15 protein-coding genes are annotated in these 18,995 nt (G+C 60.7%); 6 read left to right on the forward strand and 9 right to left on the reverse strand.

Annotated elements, in window-relative coordinates; translation table 11 throughout:
- The first annotated feature begins 50 nt into the window (after positions 1–50).
- Positions 51–1,040, forward strand: a complete 990-nt coding sequence (gene tauA / locus ABTV22_RS28770) for a taurine ABC transporter substrate-binding protein (protein ID WP_433737724.1) — start codon at positions 51–53, stop codon at positions 1,038–1,040.
- Positions 1,041–1,152: 112 nt separating this feature from the next.
- On the opposite strand, the gene argA is transcribed toward tauA, so the two are convergent.
- Together argA and argE are read right to left on the reverse strand one after the other, a co-directional pair.
- Positions 1,153–2,451, reverse strand: a complete 1,299-nt coding sequence (gene argA / locus ABTV22_RS28775) for an amino-acid N-acetyltransferase (protein WP_433737725.1) — start codon at positions 2,449–2,451, stop codon at positions 1,153–1,155.
- Between the two features lie 245 nt (positions 2,452–2,696).
- A complete protein-coding gene (gene argE / locus ABTV22_RS28780) occupies positions 2,697–3,854 on the reverse strand; it encodes an acetylornithine deacetylase (RefSeq protein WP_433737726.1) in 1,158 nt (385 codons plus the stop codon).
- 144 nt (positions 3,855–3,998) lie between these two features.
- Between argE and ABTV22_RS28785 the strand changes: the two genes are divergently transcribed.
- A complete protein-coding gene (locus ABTV22_RS28785) occupies positions 3,999–5,369 on the forward strand; it encodes an inorganic triphosphatase (RefSeq protein WP_433737728.1) in 1,371 nt (456 codons plus the stop codon).
- Positions 5,370–5,492: 123 nt separating this feature from the next.
- Here ABTV22_RS28785 and ABTV22_RS28790 read toward each other — a convergent pair whose 3' ends face one another.
- Positions 5,493–5,957 (reverse strand): Lrp/AsnC family transcriptional regulator, encoded by a 465-nt coding sequence (locus tag ABTV22_RS28790; protein ID WP_095196284.1) that lies wholly within the window; start codon positions 5,955–5,957, stop codon positions 5,493–5,495.
- 126 nt (positions 5,958–6,083) lie between these two features.
- Here ABTV22_RS28790 and ABTV22_RS28795 point away from each other — a divergent pair, with 126 nt between their 5' ends.
- The 3 genes from ABTV22_RS28795 to ABTV22_RS28805 all read left to right on the forward strand — a co-directional run bounded on the left by ABTV22_RS28795 (position 6,084) and on the right by ABTV22_RS28805 (position 8,677).
- Entirely contained in the window at positions 6,084–6,413 is a 330-nt protein-coding gene (locus ABTV22_RS28795) for a hypothetical protein (protein ID WP_433737729.1), read from the forward strand.
- 90 nt (positions 6,414–6,503) lie between these two features.
- On the forward strand, positions 6,504–8,288 hold the full coding sequence (locus ABTV22_RS28800; RefSeq protein WP_433737730.1) for a GspE/PulE family protein: 1,785 nt from the start codon (positions 6,504–6,506) through the stop codon (positions 8,286–8,288).
- Between the two features lie 68 nt (positions 8,289–8,356).
- Entirely contained in the window at positions 8,357–8,677 is a 321-nt protein-coding gene (locus tag ABTV22_RS28805; RefSeq protein WP_433741532.1) for a DUF2388 domain-containing protein, read from the forward strand.
- 142 nt (positions 8,678–8,819) lie between these two features.
- Here the strand turns inward: ABTV22_RS28805 and gcvP are convergent, their stop codons facing one another.
- Positions 8,820–11,693: an aminomethyl-transferring glycine dehydrogenase gene (gene gcvP, locus ABTV22_RS28810; RefSeq protein ID WP_433737731.1), complete on the reverse strand. Its 2,874-nt coding sequence runs from the start codon at positions 11,691–11,693 to the stop codon at positions 8,820–8,822.
- A gap of 155 nt (positions 11,694–11,848) precedes the next feature.
- Between gcvP and ABTV22_RS28815 the strand changes: the two genes are divergently transcribed.
- Positions 11,849–12,988, forward strand: a complete 1,140-nt coding sequence (locus ABTV22_RS28815) for a DegT/DnrJ/EryC1/StrS family aminotransferase (protein ID WP_433737732.1) — start codon at positions 11,849–11,851, stop codon at positions 12,986–12,988.
- A gap of 114 nt (positions 12,989–13,102) precedes the next feature.
- Here ABTV22_RS28815 and gcvH read toward each other — a convergent pair whose 3' ends face one another.
- From gcvH to ABTV22_RS28840, 5 genes are all read right to left on the reverse strand, one after another.
- Complete coding sequence (gene gcvH, locus ABTV22_RS28820; RefSeq protein ID WP_433737733.1) at positions 13,103–13,486, reverse strand: glycine cleavage system protein GcvH; 384 nt, start codon at positions 13,484–13,486, stop codon at positions 13,103–13,105.
- 48 nt (positions 13,487–13,534) lie between these two features.
- Positions 13,535–14,617, reverse strand: a complete 1,083-nt coding sequence (gene gcvT, locus ABTV22_RS28825) for a glycine cleavage system aminomethyltransferase GcvT (protein WP_433737734.1) — start codon at positions 14,615–14,617, stop codon at positions 13,535–13,537.
- Positions 14,618–14,773: 156 nt separating this feature from the next.
- Entirely contained in the window at positions 14,774–16,390 is a 1,617-nt protein-coding gene (locus ABTV22_RS28830) for an ABC transporter permease (protein ID WP_433737735.1), read from the reverse strand.
- A gap of 137 nt (positions 16,391–16,527) precedes the next feature.
- Complete coding sequence (locus ABTV22_RS28835) at positions 16,528–17,532, reverse strand: extracellular solute-binding protein (RefSeq protein WP_433737736.1); 1,005 nt, start codon at positions 17,530–17,532, stop codon at positions 16,528–16,530.
- A gap of 240 nt (positions 17,533–17,772) precedes the next feature.
- A complete protein-coding gene (locus ABTV22_RS28840; protein ID WP_433741534.1) occupies positions 17,773–18,990 on the reverse strand; it encodes a 2-octaprenyl-3-methyl-6-methoxy-1,4-benzoquinol hydroxylase in 1,218 nt (405 codons plus the stop codon).
- Positions 18,991–18,995: the final 5 nt, after the last annotated feature.

Genomic DNA, 18,995 nt, shown 5'->3' on the forward strand with positions numbered 1-18,995 from the left:
TTAGGTTTGGAAGCAATTCCGTAACAAAACCTTTCGAAAAGGCCAACGCCATGACGACCAGACGCGCACTATCCAAGTCAATTGTTACAGTTTGTGTATCGCTCGCAATTTCTTTGTCCGCCCATGCGGCGAATCTCACGGTTGGCTACCAGACCGGCATCGACCCGAGCAAAGTCCCTCAGGCCGATGGTCTTTACGAAAAAACCATCGGCGAGAAAATCGATTGGCGTCGCTTCAACAGCGGCCCGGAAGTGGTCACCGCCATTGCCTCGGGTGATGTGCAGATCGGCAATCTAGGCTCCAGCCCACTGGCCGCCGCCGCTTCACGCAATCTTCCGATCGTCGCGTTCATCGTCTCCGCCCAGATCAATGCCGCCGAAGCACTGGTGGTGCGCAACGGCAGTGGCATCGAGAAACCGCAAGATCTGATCGGCAAGACCATCGCCACGCCGTTCGTTTCCACGTCTCACTACAGCCTGCTCGGTGCGCTGAAGCACTGGGGCCTGGACACCTCGAAAGTCAAAGTGGTGAACCTGCAACCGGCTGAGATTGCGGCGGCGTGGAAACGTGGGGACATTGATGGCGCGTTCGTCTGGTCGCCCGCGCTGGGGGAAATTCGCAAGACCGGCAAGACCTTGACCGATGCGGCGCAGGTCGGCCAATGGGGTGCGCCGACCTTCGAAGTCTGGGTGGCGCGCAAGGACTACGCCGAGAAACACCCGGAGGTGGTGGCCAAGTTCGCCAAGGTCACCCTGGACTCGTTCGCCGACTATGCGGCGCATAAGGACAGCTGGACGGCGGACTCCTTACCGGTGCAAAAAATCGCCAAACTGACCGGTGCCAACGCCGCCGATGTCCCTGAGTTACTGGCCGGCTCCGCATTCCCCGACGCCAAGGCACAACAGACCCGCGCGCTGCTGGATGGCGGCACGGCCAAGGCGATTGGCGAGACGGCGAAATTTTTGAAGGAACAAGGGAAAGTAGAAACGGTGCTGCCGGATTATTCGCCGTATGTCAGCGCGAAGTTCGTCACCGAGTAACATTTTGACCTGTAGGAACCGGCTTGCTGGCGATAGCGGCGCGTCAAGCGGCATCAATATCGATTGTTACGACGCCATCGCCAGCAAGCCGGCTCCTACAAGGATCGAGTGATCAAAGGGTTTTTTCGAAGATTTTGGAATTACGCTGATAGTTGTACAGCGACGCCCGCGCCGACGGCAGGCGCTCGACACTGCTGGGCGCAAAGCCGCGTTCACGGAACCAGTGAGCCGTGCGGGTGGTGAGGACGAACAAGGTTTTCAAGCCCTGGGCCCGAGCACGGGTTTCAATGCGCTCCAGCAGTTCATCGCCCCGACCGCCATGACGGTACTCCGGGTTCACCGCCAGGCACGCCAGTTCACCGGCATCCGAATCGGCAATCTGATACAACGCCGCACAGGCGATGATCATCCCTTCACGCTCGACCACACTGAACTGCTCGATCTCGCGCTCCAGTACCTCGCGGGAACGGCGCACCAGAATCCCCTGTTCCTCCAACGGGCTGATCAGGTCCAGTAAGCCACCGACGTCTTCAATGGCCGCTTCGCGCACCACCTCGAATTGCTCTTGAGCGACCAGCGTACCGCCACCGTCACGGGTGAAGAGTTCGGTCAGCAGCGCACCGTCTTCGGCGTAGCTGACGATGTGGCTGCGAGCCACGCCGCCACGGCAAGCCTCGGCCGCGGCATCCAGCAGCTCCGCTTGATAGTTGCTGCCCAGACGCTGCAAATGCGCCGGCACCTGTTGCGGACGCAACTCACGGACCAGTCGCCCGTGCTCATCGATCAAGCCTTCTTCAGCGCCGAACAGCAGCAGCTTGTCCGCACCCAGGTCGATGGCCGCGCGGGTGGCGACGTCTTCGCAGGCGAGGTTGAAGATTTCACCGGTCGGCGAGTAACCCAACGGCGACAGCAAGACGATGGAGCGCTCGTCCAGCAGGCGATTGATGCCCTTGCGGTCGACCCGGCGCACTTCGCCGGTGTGGTGATAGTCGACACCTTCAAGCACGCCAATCGGCCGCGCGGTGACCAGATTGCCGCTGGCCACCCGCAGACGCGAACCCTGCATCGGCGACGAGGCCATGTCCATCGACAGCCGCGCTTCGATGGCAATGCGCAGTTGACCCACGGCATCAATCACACATTCAAGGGTCGCGGCATCGGTGATGCGCATGCCGTGATGGTAATGCGGGATCAGGCCACGGGCGGCCAGGCGCGCTTCGATTTGCGGGCGCGAACCGTGGACCAGCACCAGCCGCACACCCAGGCTGTGCAGCAGCACCAGGTCGTGGACGATATTGCCGAAGTTGGGGTGTTCAACGCCGTCGCCGGGCAGCATGACGACGAAGGTGCAATCGCGGTGGGCGTTGATATAAGGCGAAGCGTGGCGAAGCCAATTGACGTATTCGGGCATGAACCTGGGCCTGTAATAAATAGCAGCCGAAAAAAGGGCAAAACAGAAAACGCACAGCGGGCTGATGGTTATCGTCGGAACAGGCTTGGCGACACGCGCGCTCTCCTCATGAATACGGGTTGGGTTACCGGCAATTTAACTTCGTCCCCCTGTAGGAGCTGCCGAAGGCTGCGATCTTTTGATCCTGGTTTTTTGAAGCAAGATCAAAAGATCGCAGCCTTCGGCAGCTCCTACAAGGGGTGCGTTCAACCGGCGGAGGCCGGTGTCAGGCAGTAATGTTCAATCAACTGTCGTAGTAGATGCACCGTAGGCTGCAAACGTGACATTTCGAGGAATTCCCCCGGTTGGTGGGCGCAGGCGATATCGCCGGGGCCTAACACCACTGTTTCACAGCCAAGACGCTGAAGATAAGGCGCTTCGGTGCCGAATGCCACCGCTTCGGCGCTGTGGCCGGTGAGCTTTTCGGCGATTCGTACCAGCTCTGCGTCTTCAGCCTGTTCGAACGGCGGCACGGCGGGGAACAGCGGCGCGTAATCGATCTTGACCTGATGCCGCTCGGCAATCGGCTTGAGCTTCTGCAGGATCTCCGCTCGAAGGACCTTGGGGTCCATGCCCGGCAGGGGTCGCAGGTCGAATTCCAGCGAACACTGGCCGCAAATGCGGTTGGGGTTGTCGCCGCCATGAATGCAGCCAAAGTTCATCGTCGGGGTCGGCACACTGAATTGCGGATTGCGAAATTCACGCTGCCACAGCAATCGCAGACCGCGCAGCTCACCGATGGCATCGTGCATGGCTTCCAGAGCGCTGTGACCCAGTCGCGGGTCCGAGGAGTGACCGCTCTGCCCCAGGATGTCGATGCGCTCCATCATGATGCCTTTGTGCATGCGAATCGGTTTGAGCCCGGTCGGCTCGCCGATCACCGCCGCCCGCCCCAGCGGCCGTCCCGCTTCAGCCAACGCCCGGGCACCGGACATCGAGCTTTCTTCGTCGCAAGTGGCGAGGATCAGCAGCGGTTGTTTGAAGGGTTGATCGAGCAGTGGTTTGACCGCTTCGATGGCGAGGGCGAAAAAGCTCTTCATGTCGCAAACGCCCAAGCCAATCCAGCGGCCATCGACTTCGGTAAGCTTCAAAGGATCGGTCTGCCACAGCGCACCGTCGAACGGCACGGTGTCGCTGTGCCCGGCCAACACCAGGCCACCGGGGCCACTGCCGAAACTGGCCAGCAAGTTGAACTTACCGGGGCTGACCTGCTGGATGTCACAGGCAAAACCCAGGTCGCCGAGCCACGCGGCCAACAGGTCGATCACCGGACGGTTGGTCTGATCGAGGCTCGCCTGGGTGCAACTGACGGACGGTGCAGCGATCAGTGCAGCGAACTGATCTTTCATGGACGGCAAAGGCATCGCTGGCTCCCACTCCCGGATTGAAGTTCATCATAGAGCCATCTTGCGACAGGAATAAACCGTCGCGGCGCAGTGCTGTACACTGCACGACCTTGGCAGCCACACATTCCCCCGGCTGCGCTCCCGATCCTGGATTTTCCGGCCATGCAGAAAGAAACCGAAATCAAACTCCGCGTCAGCCGCGAAACCCTCGCCGCCCTGCGCGAGCACCCTTTACTGAAAAAACGCAACAAAAGTGGCTGGGAACGCCGTGAGTTGATGAACCAGTACTTCGACACCCCCGAGCGCGACCTGGCCCACGCCAAAGTCGCCCTGCGCCTGCGCAAGGATGGCGAAGAAGTGATTCAGACCCTCAAGACCCGTGGCCAGAGCGTCGCCGGTTTGTCCGAGCGCAACGAGTACGACTGGCACCTGCCCAAAGCCAAGCTCGACGTGAAGAAACTCGACGGCGAATGCTGGCCCGAAGCACTGGCCGACCTGGACAAGAAAACCCTGAAGCCGATCTTCACCACCGACTTCGTTCGCGAACGCGCCGAAATCGCCTGGGGCCGTGGCAAGACCAAAGTGGTTATCGAAGCCGCTCTGGACCTGGGCCACGTGGTGGTTGGCAAGCAGAAGGAAGAAATCTGCGAGCTGGAACTGGAACTGCGCGAAGGTGAACCTGCCGCGCTGCTGGAGCTGGCCGCCGAACTGGCTGAAACCCTGCCCCTGATGCCGTGCGATATCAGCAAGGCCGAACGCGGCTATCGCCTGTATGACGCCCACAGCTATTCGTTGAGCCTGCCGGCGCCGCAACTCACCGCCGAAACCCCACTGGACGACGCCTTCGCCGCGCTGTGCTGGCATTTGCTGGGCAGCAGTCAGCGCCTGGCCGAGCAGTATCGCTTCAATGGCCACTGGCGCCTGCTGCAAGACTGGGTGGAAAGCCTGGCCGAATTGCGTGCACTGGTCAGCAGCCTGGGCCAGGCCGCGCCACGTCAATCGACCCATGACCTGCGCATCGCGCTTGATGCCTTGCTGGAAGACTGGCGTCCACTGGTACAGGTAGGCGCTGAAGATGAAGACGTGCGCAAGGCCGCGCCTGAGCAGTTCCTCGAAGAACTCGAAGACCCGCGCTGGGGCCTGTTCTCGTTGACCACTTCGCGCTGGCTGCTGGCCCGCACCTGGACCGCCGACCGCAACACCCGTGGCAATCGCCAGGGCGCCGCGCAACTGGGCAGCTGGTTGCCGCGCCTGCTGGGCGAAGAAGCCAACTCGCTGCAATTGCAACGCTACCAGCAGCAACCGGAAGACCTGGCCGAGCAACTGCCGCGTATCGAACGCATCCAGGCCTGGCTGCACCACGCGCGCAACGTGCTGGACATCCCGGAAATGGATCGCCTGTATGGCGAGCTGAACAAACTGGCGCAGTTGGCCAACGAACCAACGATCACTGACGAATTGCTCGATGCGCGCAAGCAGCAGGCGATTGCGGTTTATCAGAATCGTGCCTGGAAGATGTTGCTGCGCCTGTAATACCGCAATCGCGAGCAAGCTTTGCTCCTACAGTGTCGGTGTCGTCCCCAATTCCGGCGGACGACTCAAACCTGTAGGAGCAAGGCTTGCCCGCGATGACGTCCGCACAATCACTACAATTGCCTAAACCGGCAAACTGGTGGTCGACTTGATCTCCGACAACGCCACGATCGAGTTCACCTCCTGAATCCCCGGCACCATCGACAGTTTCTCAAAGAAGAAACGCTCATACGCCTCGATGTCCGCCGCCACGATCCGCAGCATGAAATCCACCGCCCCCATCAGCACGTAACACTCCAGCACTTCGGGAAATCCACGGATCGCCTCGGTGAATTCCGTGAAGTTCGAACGCCCGTGGGCATTGAGTTTGACCTGGGCGAAAATCTGCGTGTTCAGGCCGATTTTCTTGCGGTCGAGCAAGGTCACCTGAGCGCGAATGATCCCCTCCTCCTTCATCCGCTGAATACGCCGCCAGCACGGTGATTGCGAAAGCCCCACTTGCTCGGCGATCTGCGCACTGGAGAGCGAGGCATCTTCCTGCAGCAATGCCAGAATCTTGCGGTCGTAGCCGTCCAGCTCGCTTTGCATAAAAAAACCTGTAATCAATGACTCGATGAATTAAATGATTCGAAATAGTCGCCATTCGAACCATCATAGATAAGAAATACCGCGCACCGAATGTAAAACTTTCTCCAGTGATTTTGGAGAGCGACCATGCCGCACCTGCAAGCCGTAAACACCCGCGCCGATGCCTGGAACGTCAACAACAGCCATTGCCGCGTCCGGTACCAATTGCTCGCCGAAGCCGAGCCCGATTTGCTCTGCCGGGCACTCAACCTGTTCGCCATGCAATTTCTCACCCCCGAGCAGGTACGCGTGCAGCGCCAGGAAGATCTGCTGGCGATTGAAGTGGTCATCGACGGCTTGAGCTGGCATCGCGCCCAGGTGATTGCAGAAAAATTGCGTAACCTGATCAGCGTCTGCTCAGTGGACCTGCAAAGCGCTGACCTGGCTTGGGCAGAAGGCGCTCAGGCAACAGGCTGAAAAACACCGATACGGCTTCGTCGGGTAGTGGCCCAACGGTCTGTGGCGCCACGTCTATCCTTTGCGCACTGTTGCCCATAAGGAACCCGCATGTCCGTTCAACTCGCCATTCAGGACCGCTGGCTGGATCTCAACGATGTGCTGCGCGAGCTGGTCGCCCAGGGTTTTATCAGCCAGGACTCGGCCGAACACGCACTCAATGCTCGTCGCCGCAACGCCGCCCATGGCCAGATGCACCCGCTGGAATTCATCGCCAGCCAACAGCTGGACGACCTCAGCCGCCCCGGCAAACACCTGGATCTGGAAAACCTGACCCTGTGGCTGTCGCAGCAGGCCGGCCAGCCTTACCTGCGTATCGACCCGCTGAAAATCAACGTCGCGGCCGTGACACCGCTGATGTCCTACGCCTTCGCCCAGCGCCACAAGATTCTCGCGGTAGCCATCGACCGTGACGCCGTGACGGTGGCGAGCGCCCAGCCCTACGTCAATGGCTGGGAAGCCGACCTGACCCATGTGCTGAAGCTGCCGATCAAGCGCGTGGTGGCCAATCCCGTGGACATCCAGCGCTTGTGCGTGGAGTTTTTTCGCCTGGCCAAATCGGTCACCGGGGCCAACAACGGCGATCAGCAGATCAACACCCTGGGCAACTTCGAACAGCTGCTCAATCTCGGCGCCAGCGATCAGGAGCCGGATGCCAACGACGCGCACATCGTCAACATCGTCGACTGGCTGTTCCAGTACGCCTTTCAACAGCGCGCCAGCGATATCCACATCGAGCCCCGGCGCGAACAAGGCACCGTGCGTTTTCGCATCGACGGCGTGTTGCACAATGTCTATCAATTCCCGCCGCAGGTGACCATGGCCATCGTCAGCCGCCTGAAAAGCCTGGGGCGGATGAACGTCGCGGAGAAGCGCAAACCCCAGGACGGCCGGGTCAAGACCAAGACCCCGGACGGCGGTGAAGTCGAGTTGCGGCTGTCGACCTTGCCAACCGCTTTCGGCGAAAAAATGGTCATGCGGATTTTCGACCCGGAGGTGCTGCTAAAGGACTTCGATCAGCTCGGGTTTTCCGCCGACGACCTGCGTCGCTGGCAGGACATGACCCGCCAGCCCAACGGCATCATTCTGGTTACCGGACCGACAGGCTCCGGCAAGACCACCACGCTGTACACCACGCTCAAGAAGCTGGCGACGCCGGAGGTCAACCTCTGCACCATCGAAGACCCGATCGAGATGGTCGAACCGGCGTTCAACCAGATGCAGGTCCAGCACAACATCGACCTGACTTTTGCCTCCGGGGTACGCGCCTTGATGCGGCAAGACCCGGATATCATCATGATCGGTGAGATTCGCGATTTGGAAACCGCCGAGATGGCGATCCAAGCCGCCCTGACCGGTCACCTGGTGCTGTCGACGCTGCACACCAACGATGCGCCGAGCGCCATCAGCCGCCTGCTGGAACTGGGCGTGCCGCATTACCTGATCAAGGCCACCGTACTCGGGGTCATGGCCCAGCGGCTGGTACGAACCCTCTGCCCGCACTGCAAGGCCCCGCAAACCCTGGGCGAAGAAGACTGGCAAACCCTGACTCGACCCTGGCAGGCGCCCCCGCCCGCCAATGCACAACGGGCCATCGGCTGCCTGGAGTGCCGCGACACCGGCTATCACGGTCGCGCGGGGGTGTACGAGATCATGCAATTGAGCGATGGTCTCAAGGCGCTGATCAATCCCGACACCGACTTGCTGGCGGTGCGGCGTCAGGCATTCAAGGAGGGCATGCGCAGCCTGAGATTGTCGGGGGCGCAGAAGGTGGCGGCTGGTTTGACCACGGTCGAAGAGGTGCTGCGCGTGACGCCGCAGAGCGAGCAGAAGTAGACACGGCCTCATGGAACTCGGTCAGGGGGAGGCAATCCAAGGGCGTAGATTAAACAGTGGAGTCACCCATCATGCGTTTCAAACTTGCTGTCGCCACCCTCGCCCTGATGTCCTTGCCTGTCGGCTCGGCGATGGCTGATAGCTTTTGGCGTAACGTCATTTCCTCCGGTGTTACCACCGGTTCGACTTACTTGACGTTCAAGGATAACAAGCTGATCGTCGCGGCCCAGGACGATGCCGGCAGCTTCGTCGCCAGTGACGGCGGCATTCGCGGCCCTTATCTGGAAGCGGCGATGCAGAAAGTCCGCGCCGACAATCCAGGCCTGCAGGCCACGGACATGGAGTTGGCGAACGCGATTTTGGCGAAGAATGCCGTGGCTTCGGAATAAGCGCCCTTGCCGAACGAAAATGCCGCTCACAGGAGCGGCATTTTTTTGTCTGTGGAAAAGATCGCAGCCTTCGGCAGCTCCTACAGGGGTTCGCGTTTCAATTGTAGGAGCTGCCGAAGGCTGCGATCTTTTGATTTTTCGCCTATCGGTATTCATCCAGCGGCACGCAGGCACAGAACAGGTTCCTGTCCCCGTAAACATTGTCCACCCGGTTCACCGCCGGCCAGTACTTGTGGGCCTTGGTGTGAGCATCCGGCGTCACACCTTGTTCGATGCTATAAGGCCGCTCCCAAATCCCGGTGATGTCCGCCAAGGTATGCGGCGCACGTTTGAGCGGATTGTCTTCCGCCGGCCAGTTGCCGTTTTGCACCTCAGTGATCTCCGCGCGGATGCTCAGCATCGCGCCGATGAAGCGGTCCAGTTCCGCCTTCGACTCACTCTCGGTCGGCTCGACCATCAAGGTACCCGGCACGGGAAACGACATGGTCGGCGCATGGAAGCCATAGTCCATCAGGCGCTTGGCAACGTCTTCCTCTGTGATGCCGGTCAATGTCTTGAGTGGACGCAAATCAAGAATGCATTCGTGGGCCACTCGCTCGTTGCGTCCGGTGTAGAGCACCGGGAAGGCTCCGGACAGGTGACGCGCCAGGTAATTCGCCGCAAGGATCGCCACCTCGCTGGCGTCCGCCAGTTGCGGACCCATCATGGCGATGTACATCCAACTGATCGGCAGGATACTCGCACTGCCCCACGGCGCGGCGCTGACAGCACCGTTCTGCGCCAGCGGCCCCTCGATCGACACCACCGGGTGATTGGCCACGAATGGCGCCAGGTGTGCGCGCACGCCAATCGGCCCCATGCCCGGCCCGCCACCGCCATGGGGAATGCAGAAGGTTTTGTGCAAGTTCATGTGCGAGACATCGGCGCCAATGTCCGCGGGGCGTGCCAGCCCGACTTGGGCATTGAGATTGGCGCCGTCCATGTACACCTGGCCGCCGTGGCTGTGGATCACTTCGCAGATTTCGCTGATGCCTTCCTCGTACACGCCGTGGGTCGACGGATAGGTCGCCATCAAGCAGGCGAGCTTATCGCCAGCCTGCTCGGCTTTTTCTTTCAGGTCTTCCAGGTCGACGTTGCCCGCTTCGTCGCACTCGACAATCACCACACGCATCCCGGCCATTTGCGCCGAGGCCGGGTTGGTGCCGTGGGCGGAAGATGGAATCAGACAGATATCCCGCCCTCCCTGCTGGCGGCTCTCATGGTATTTGCGAATCGCCAGCAGCCCCGCGTATTCGCCCTGGGCGCCGGAGTTGGGCTGCATGCAGATCGCATCGAACCCGGTGATCGCGCAAAGCCAACGCTCCAGTTCTTCAATCATCAATGAATAGCCGACGGCCTGCTCTTTCGGCGCGAATGGATGCAAGTTGGCAAATTGCGGCCAGGTAATCGGGATCATCTCGCTGGTAGCGTTGAGCTTCATGGTGCAGGAGCCCAGCGGAATCATTGACTGATTGAGCGCCAGATCCTTGTTTTCCAGCTGCTTGAGGTAGCGCAACATCTCGGTTTCGCTGTGATGGGCGCTGAACACCGGATGGCGCAAATAAGGCGAGGTTCGCGCCAACGCAGCAGGAATACCCCCAGTCAGATTTTCAGCGTCCAGCTCCTCGACCTTGAGCCCATGGTCGGCACCGAGGAACACATCGAACAGCCGGGCCACAGTAGTTTCGTCGCAGGCTTCATCAAGACTCAGACCCAATTGCCCACGCCCGAGAATACGCAAGTTGATCTGCGCGGCGCGGGCGCTTTCGATGATCGCGGTCTGGGTGCCGCCGACGTCCAGGGTCAGGGTGTCGAAGAAGTGCTGGTTGAGCCGCGTGATGCCCTTGCGCTCAAGGCCAGCGGCGAGGATGCAGGTCAGTCGGTGCACCTTTTGGGCAATGCGCTTGAGCCCTTCCGGACCGTGGTAGACCGCGTAGAAACTGGCAATGTTGGCCAGCAGCACTTGTGCGGTACAGATGTTCGAGTTGGCCTTTTCCCGACGAATATGTTGCTCGCGGGTTTGCAGGGCCATGCGCAGGGCGACGTTGCCACGGGCATCTTTCGACACGCCGATGATCCGCCCGGGAATCGCCCGCTTGTACTCGTCGCGGCTGGCAAAAAACGCGGCATGCGGTCCGCCGTAACCCATGGGTACGCCGAAACGCTGGGAGGAGCCGAACACCACGTCTGCACCGAGTTCACCCGGCGGTGTCAGCAACAGCAAACTCAACAGGTCGGTCGCCACACAGGCCAGCGCTTGCTGGGCATGCAAGTGATCGATCAACGGCTTCAGATCGCGAATTTCGCCGTGGGTGTCGGGATATTGCAGCAGTGCGCCAAACACCTGGTGCTGCTTCAAGTTATCCACCGCGTCGATGATCAGCTCGAAGCCGAAGCCTTCGGCGCGGGTCTGCACCACGGAAATGGTTTGCGGATGGCAGTTTTCATCGACAAAGAACAGATTGCTTTTCGACTTGGCGACCCGCTTGGCCAGGGCCATGGCCTCTGCCGCCGCCGTGGCTTCGTCCAGCAACGAGGCATTGGCCAGTTCCAGCCCTGTGAGGTCGATGGTCAATTGCTGGAAATTCAACAGCGCTTCGAGCCGACCCTGGGCGATTTCCGGTTGATATGGCGTGTAAGCGGTGTACCAGCCGGGGTTTTCCAGCACGTTGCGCAGAATGACGGCTGGCGTGAGGGTGCCGTGATAGCCCATGCCGATCAGGCTGGTCCAGACCTGGTTCTGTTCGGCGTAGCCTCGCAGCTTGGCTAGCGCGGCTTCTTCATCGAGCGCCGGCGGCAGGTCCAGCGCGCGATTGAGGCGAATACCCGGCGGTACCGTCTGTTCGATCAGCTCGACCCGGCTGCCGAGGCCAAGGCTGTCGAGCATGGCCTGCTGCTCGGCAGCATCCGGCCCGAGGTGACGGCGAAGAAAGGCATTGGGGTCGTGTAACTGGCTCAGGGACGGCAACTGGGACATGACGGGCTCTCTCTTGGCTGGCGCTCAGCGTCGATGTAACACGGTCAAACCAGCATAGCAGTCGATATCCTCATGGATGACGTGGCGCTGTCGACCAATCCGGATCATCATGTCCGGCGCTAATCCAATGTCCGCTGATCGGGTGATTTGTATCCATGAGCCAACTGCCATTCCTACCGTTTTCCAAACCCACCATCGATGAAACCACGATTGCCGCCGTCGGCGACGTATTGCGCTCGGGCTGGATCACCAGCGGCCCGAAGGTCCAGGCCTTCGAAGCGCAACTCTCGGAGTATTTCGGCGGGCGCCCGGTGCGCACCTTCAATTCCGGCACCTGCACCATGGAAATCGCCTTGCGAATTGCCGGGATCGGGCCAGGTGATGAAGTGATCACCACGCCGATTTCCTGGGTGGCCACCGCCAACGTCATCCTGGAGGTCGGCGCCACTCCGGTGTTTGCCGACATCGACCCGGTGACCCGCAATATCGATCTGGATCAACTGGAAGCGGCGATTACCCCCCGTACCAAGGCCATCATCCCGGTGTATCTCGCCGGGTTGCCCGTGGACATGACGCGGTTGTACGCCCTGGCGAAAAAGCACGACCTGCGGATCGTCGAAGATGCGGCCCAGGCATTGGGCTCCAGCTGGAACGGCCAGCGCATTGGCTCGACCGGTGATTTCGTGTCCTTCAGTTTCCAGGCGAACAAAAACGTCACCTCCTCCGAGGGCGGTTGCCTGGTGCTCAATACACCCGAAGAAGTACGGCTAGCGGAAAAATACCGGCTGCAGGGCGTTACCCGCAGCGGCTTCGATGGCCTGGACGTCGATGTGCTGGGTGGCAAGTTCAACATGACCGATGTCGCCGCCGCCATTGGCCTGGGGCAATTTGCTCATATCGAAGCGATCACCGCTCATCGCCGTGACCTGGCCCGTCACTATTTCGCCTGCTTTGGCGAGGACTTCGAAACGCAGTACGGAGCGCAACTGCCTCCAGCGGATTTCACCCAGAGCAACTGGCACTTGTTCCAGCTGGTACTGCCGGAGCGTAAGGATGGCAAACCGGCGCGGGCGACTTTCATGGAGCAGATGCAGGCATTGGGTGTCGGGATCGGCTATCACTACCCGCCAATTCACCTGCTGAGCCTTTACCGCGAGCGCGGATTCAAGGAAGGCATGTTCCCGGTCGCCGAGCGGGTCGGCCGCCTGATCGTTTCACTGCCGATGTTCACGGCGATGAGCAAGGCGGATGTCGAGCGTTCGGTAGCGGCTGTGAAGGCTGTACTAAAGCCGTAAATAGACCTGTGTAGGAGCTGCCGAAGGCTCGGGCCGCGTTCGGACGATCTTTTGATCTTCGTTCATAAGATCAAAAGATCGCAGCCTTCGGCAGCGCCTACACGGGACGAGCGGTTATTCGCCGATGGCGGCCTTGTAACCGGCGGCATCCAGCAGTTTTTCAAGCTCGGCCGGGTTGCTTGGCTTGAGCTTGAAGATCCACGCACCGTAAGGGTCGGAGTTGAGCAACTCAGGCTCACCACTCAGCGCTTCGTTGATCGCAATCACTTCACCGGCAATCGGGGAGTAGATGTCAGAAGCGGCCTTCACCGATTCAACGACACCCGCCTGATCTTGAGCAGCAAATACGTTGCCAACTTCGGTCAACTCGACGAATACCACATCACCCAGCGCTTCCTGCGCGTGATCGCTGATGCCCACGGTGACGGTGCCATCGGCTTCCAGGCGTGCCCATTCGTGACTTTCGGCAAAACGCAGGTCGGCAGGGATATCGCTCATGTTCTGTGTCCTCAGGAAATTGTCAGCGGTCATTGCCGCCAGAAAAGGTTAGATCAAGGTTTTGCCATGGCGTACGAAGGTCGGTTTGACCACTCGGACCGGGTACCACTTGCCACGGATTTCCACTTCCGCACGGTCGGCAGTGGCCGTTGGCACGCGCGCCAGTGCAATCGATTTGCTAAGCGTAGGAGAGAAACTACCACTGGTGATCTCCCCTTCGCCAACATCGGCGATACGGACCACTTGATGAGCGCGTAAAACCCCGCGCTCCTCAAGGACCAAACCGACCAATTTGTGCTGTACGCCAGCGGCCTGTTCGGCCTCGAGCGCCGTGCGCCCGATGAACTGGCGAGTGGCCGGTTCCCAGGCAATGCTCCAGGCCATGTTGGAGGCCAGCGGTGAAACATCTAGATTGATGTCCTGGCCATACAGGTTCATGCCGGCTTCGACCCGCAAGGTGTCCCGCGCGCCAAGACCGATCGGAGAAATGCCTGCGCCCACCAGGTCGTTGAAAAAACCGGGTGCCTGAGCGGCCGGCAGGATGATTTCCAGACCGTCTTCACCGGTGTAGCCGGTACGCGCAATGAACCAGTCGCCGTCAGGCTGGCCTTCGAAAGGCTTGAGTAGCTGGATCAGATTGCCCCGGGACTGGTTCACCAGTTCGGCCACCTTTTGCCGGGCGTGGGGGCCTTGAATGGCCAGCATCGCCAGCTCGGAACGCTCGATGAGTCGTAATTTGAATCCGTCGAGATGGGCCTGCATCCACGCCAGATCCTGATCGCGGGTGGAGGCGTTGACCACCAGACGATAACCCTCGTCCAGGCGGTAAACGATCATGTCGTCGACGATGCCGCCGCGCTCGTTAAGCATGGTGCTGTACAAGGCACGGCCGGCGCTGTGCAGGCGTTCGACGTCATTGGCCAGCAAATGCTGAAGCCAGGCCTTGGCCTGGGGGCCGTCGACATCGATCACGGTCATGTGGGATACATCAAAAACACCGCAATCGCGGCGCACCGCGTGGTGCTCCTCGACCTGCGAGCCATAATGCAAAGGCATATCCCAACCGCCAAAATCGACCATCTTCGCGCCGAGAGCGAGATGAAGGTCATACAGAGGCGTACGCTGTCCCATGGGTTTCTCCTTCCGGGCGTGGCGAAGGTGCGGGCGAGTGCTCTATCGAGTAAAAACCTTTAAACAAAAGGCTTCGAGCCGACTTCTACTACCTTGTCTGTCAGACGGACCGCACCGAATGCCGCGCATTGTAGCCGCAAGGTGTAGGACTGACACCTAGCTGTTTCGATGTGCCGAACGTCGGATCAATCCGATGACCGGTAACAGCCCGACCAAAACCAGGGTCAGGGCCGGCAACGACGCCCTCGCCCACTCACCTTCGCTGGTCATTTCGAAGATACGCACCGCCAGCGTATCCCAGCCAAACGGGCGCATCAGCAGGGTCGCGGGCATTTCCTTGAGCACATCGACAAACACCAGCAGCGCTGCGCTCAACGAACCGGGCAGCAATAACGGTAGATACACTTTGAAAAACAGTCGCGGCCCGCTGACGCCGAGGCTACGTGCCGCTTCGGGCAAAGATGGCCGTATACGCGCCAGACTGCTTTCGAGCGGCCCGTAAGCCACGGCGATGAAGCGCACCAGATAGGCCAGCAGCAACGCCGACAGACTGCCCAACAGCAACGGTTTACCGGCGCCACCGAGCCAAGCGGAGAGCGGAATCACCAGCTCGCGGTCCAGGTAACTGAAGGCCAGCATGATCGAGACCGCCAGCACCGAACCGGGCAAGGCATAGCCAAGATTGGCCAGGCTGACCCCGGCGCGAATGCCTTGGGTTGGCGCCAGGCGTCGGGCAAACGCCAAAATCAGGGCAACACTGACGGTGATCAACGCGGCCATGGCGCCCAGGTACAAGGTGTGAAGAATCAGGCCGGCGTAACGCTCATCCAGATCGAAGCGCCCACGCTGCCAGAACCACACCAGCAATTGCAGCATCGGAATGACAAAGGCGCAGGCGAACACCAGACCGCACCAAACCATGGCCAACAATGCCTTGAAGCCATGCAGGTGATACAACGCCTTGACCCGTGGCCGTTCGTTACTCGCCCGATTGGCGCCACGCGCACGCCGCTCGCCGTACAGCACCACCATCACCACCAACAGCAACAGACTGGCCAGCTGTGCGGCGCTGGAGAGGCTGAAAAACCCGTACCAGGTCTTGTAGATCGCGGTGGTGAAGGTGTCGAAGTTGAACACGGACACCGCGCCAAAATCCGCCAGGGTTTCCATCAACGCCAACGCGACACCGGCTCCGATGGCGGGACGCGCCATGGGCATGGCCACCCGCCAGAACGCCTGCCACGGCGATTGTCCCAGCACTCGAGCCGCTTCCATCAGGCCTTTGCCCTGCGCCAGGAAGGCGGTGCGTGCCAGCAGGTATACATAGGGGTAGAACACCAGCACCAGAACCAGGATCACCCCGCCCGTGGAACGCACGCGCGGCAGTCGCAGGCCCGTGCCAAACCACTCGCGCAGCAGGGTTTGCACGGGACCGGCGAAATCCAACAGCCCCACGAAGACAAAGGCCAGCACGTAGGCGGGAATGGCAAACGGCAGCATCAACGCCCAGTCCAGCCAGCGCCTGCCGGGGAACTCACAGAGGCTGGTGAGCCAGGCCAGGCTCACACCGAGGACCGTTACACCGACACCGACGCCGAACACCAGGGTCAGGGTGTTGCCCAGCAGACGCGGCATCTGTGTGTCCCACAAGTGGGACCAGATCTGTAGATCAATGGATTGCCAGGACAGCAGCAAGACACTCAGGGGCAGCAGGACCAGCGCAGCGATGGCGAAGACCAGGGGATACCAGCGGCGTTGGGCGGGGTGGGCCAAGGAAAAGCTCCCGTGAAATATCGGAGTGTAGGGAAAATGCAAAAAGATCGCAGCCTGCGGCAGCTCCTACATAGGGCCTGTAATCACCTTGTAGGAGCTGCCGAAGGCTGCGATCTTTTGCTCTTTAACTACCTGTGTCAGTTCCAGCCAGCCCGGTCCATCATGCGAATCGCCTCGGCCTGGCGTTTACCAGCGACTTCAACAGGCAAGGTATCGGGGATGAACTCGCCCCAGGCGGCGACTTCCGCGGAGGGTTTCACCGTCGGATTGGCCGGGAATTCCTGGTTCACGTCAGCGAAAATCTTCTGCGCTTCAGGGGTGGTCATCCACTCTACCAGGGCCTTGGCGGCTTCCGGGTGCGGGGCGTGCTTGGTCAGGCCGATGCCCGACAGATTGACGTGTACGCCACGGTCCGCCTGGTTTGGCCAGAACAGTTTCACCGGCAGGTCGGGTTTCTGCTTGTGCAGGCGACCATAGTAGTAGGTGTTGACGATACCGACGTCGCACTGACCGGCATTGATGGCTTCCAGCACCGCAACGTCGTCGGAGAATACGTCGGTGGACAGGTTGTTGACCCAGCCCTTGAGGATCTTCTCGGTTTTCTCGGCGCCATGGGTTTCGATCATGGTGGCGGTCAGGGACTGGTTGTAGACCTTCTTCGCCGTGCGCAGGCACAGGCGGCCTTCCCAGTTTTTGTCGGCCAGCGCTTCGTAGGTGGTCAGTTCGCCCGGTTTCACGCGATCGGTGGAATAGGCGATGGTCCGCGCCCGCAGGCTCAGGCCGGTCCAGGCGTGAGAGGCGGCGCGGTATTGCAGGGGGATGTTGGTGTCGATGGTTTTCGAGGTGAAGGGCTGGAGAATGCCCATCTGCTCGGCTTGCCAAAGGTTACCGGCATCGACCGTCAGCAGCAGGTCGGCAACGGCATTCTCGCCCTCGGCCTTGATCCGCTGCATCAGCGGCGCTTCCTTGTCGGTGATGAACTTCACCTGCACGCCGGTCTTGGCGGTGTAGGCATCGAAGACCGGTTTGATCAGCTCATCGATGCGCGAGGAGTAGACCACCACCTCGTCGGCGGCCTGGGCAGTAGTGCTGCCGATAAGGGTCAGGGCCAGTGCGGTCAGTAGACGCTTCGGTGCCAACATGGGAGCGATCCCTCGATTGAAAAAATGAGGCCAAATGATAAGGACTCACATTTAGCTTCTCAATCAAACAGTTCGCGGAGGAGTTACCAGATGTTGCATGGTTGAAATGTGTGGTGGTTGTGCCGACGCCTTCGCGGGCGAGCCTCGCTCCTACAGGTCATACGTCATTCTCACGGCACATACAAATCCCGTAGGAGCGAGGCTTGCCCGCGAAGAGGCCATCCGCATCAACAGAGGCCGTCAGGCCTTGGCCAGCGCCGGCAAATCCCCAGTCAGCCCCAGCGCCTCGCGCACAAACAACGCCTTGGCCTCGGGCATCTGGTCGACCATTTTCAACCCGGCATTGCGCAACCAGCGCACCGGCAATGGGTCGGCCTGGAACAAGCGCTCGAAACCTTCCATGGCCGCCATCAGTGCCAGGTTGTGGGGCATGCGGCGGCGCTCGTAGCGGCTGAGCACCTTCACTTCCGCCAGTCGCTCGCCTCGTGCGGCAGCCTGCAGCAACACCTCGGCCAGTACCGCAGCATCGAGGAAACCGAGGTTCACACCCTGCCCGGCCAACGGGTGAATGGTGTGGGCCGCATCGCCGATCAGCGCCAAGCCTTCTGCCACGTACCGCTTGGCGTGACGCTGGCGCAGCGGCACGCACAGACGCGGGTCGGCACTGAGCACACTGCCGAGTCGACCTTCAAAGGCACGCTCCAGTTCACGACAGAAGCCTTCGTCATCCAGCGCCATCACACGCTCGGCTTCACTCGGGGTGGTCGACCAGACGATTGAGCACCAGTCCTGCTGGCCATCGCGCTCCAGCGGCAGGAACGCCAAGGGGCCGTTATCGGTAAAGCGCTGCCAGGCCGTCATTTGATGAGGTTTCGAGCAGCGCACGCTGGTGACGATCGCGTGGTGCAGGTAATCCCACTCCCGCGTCGCGACGCCGGTCAGGCGCCGAACCGCCGAGTTGGCACCATCGGCCGCGATCACCAGCGGCGCGCGCAAGGTCCGGCCATCGGCCAGGGTCAGCAGCCAGTCGTCGCCGGAGCGACGCATTTGCTCCAGACGGGCGTTGGCCAGCAGACCGAGATCACAGTCGTGTAAACGGTCGAGCAAGGCATCCTGCACCACGCGGTTTTCAACGATGTGACCCAACACATCGGCATGCACGCTGGCCGCCGAAAAGTGGATTTGCCCGGTGCCGCTGCCATCCCAGACCTGCATGTCGCTGTACGGACTGCTGCGTCGGCCGGCGATGCCGTCCCAGACACCCAGGCGCTCCAGAATGCGCTGGCTGGCAATCGACAAGGCACTGACCCGCGGCTCGAACGAGGCCTGGGCATCAAAGGGTTTGACGCTCATCGGGCTGCCGTCCAGCAGCAGGACTTCCAGCCCACTGCCCTGTAACGCCAACGCCAAGGCGCTGCCGACCATTCCGGCCCCGACAATCAGCAGATCTGCGCGCATGTCCA

It is taken from the genome of Pseudomonas putida (assembly GCF_050990305.1).
Taxonomy (GTDB): domain Bacteria; phylum Pseudomonadota; class Gammaproteobacteria; order Pseudomonadales; family Pseudomonadaceae; genus Aquipseudomonas; species Aquipseudomonas putida_AH.